At 43.9% G+C, this 805-nt stretch carries 1 pseudogene; it reads left to right on the forward strand.

Features of this window, described 5'->3' with window-relative positions:
• Nucleotides 1-805 (forward strand): annotated as a pseudogene (locus tag Q3V31_RS30675) (hypothetical protein); the annotation flags it as partial.

Below are 805 nucleotides of genomic sequence, written 5' to 3' on the forward strand. Positions count from 1 at the left end.
TAAACAACCAAGTTCAAATTGCAGGGAAGATGGGTAGTTTATCTTATACTGATCCGCAACTGCAAGCTTTCTTTGCACTAGATGATTTGGCAAAAGGCATTCATGAAATGGATACACAAATCACGAAGGCGAAAAAAGAAGCGCAACTGCAAGCTGAAAGAGAAATGAAGAAAAAGCAAGAGGAATGGGCGGACAATCATCCAGTGGAGGCTTGGCTTCAAAACTTTTCCAAGAGTGCTGGTGAGAAATGGGATGTATTGAGAAAAGGCACAGAATGGGTAGGGGAGAACATTCCTTTCCTGAAAGGACTTGCCGATGATGCCTTGGTGTTGGAAGGTTTTTTAGGGGCGGCAGGTTCCGCTATTAGTGGGATTGCGATAGGTGCGACGAAGCTAGGGAGCCTAGTCTTAGAGCTTGGTGAGTGGGGCTTTAACTCGATCCGCGGCGTAGAAACAGAACAATGGAAACTGGACGATATATATGGAGCAGGTAATACGATAAAAAGTCTTGGACAAGCCATCATCAGCTGGCAAGATTATCCTAAGTATGGTAAGGCACTAGTTAACTCCGTAAAAGGTTATGTAGAAAAAGCATTGACCGATCCTTATGCTCTTGGTGGTGCGATATTTGATATTGGCAGTTGTTTTGTCGGCGTTGGTGAAGTAACCGCCGCAGTGAAAGGAACAGCTGCATTCGGAAAATTCGCAGAGGGTACAAAAGTCTTTCAGGTAGCCGCGAAAAATAGTAAAATAGTTGGTAAGTTGGAAGAAGTAACGGCATTAATGAATAAGTTGCCGGATAGTAT

The sequence above is a fragment of the Bacillus nitratireducens genome, assembly GCF_036320425.1.
Lineage (GTDB): Bacteria > Bacillota > Bacilli > Bacillales > Bacillaceae_G > Bacillus_A > Bacillus_A nitratireducens.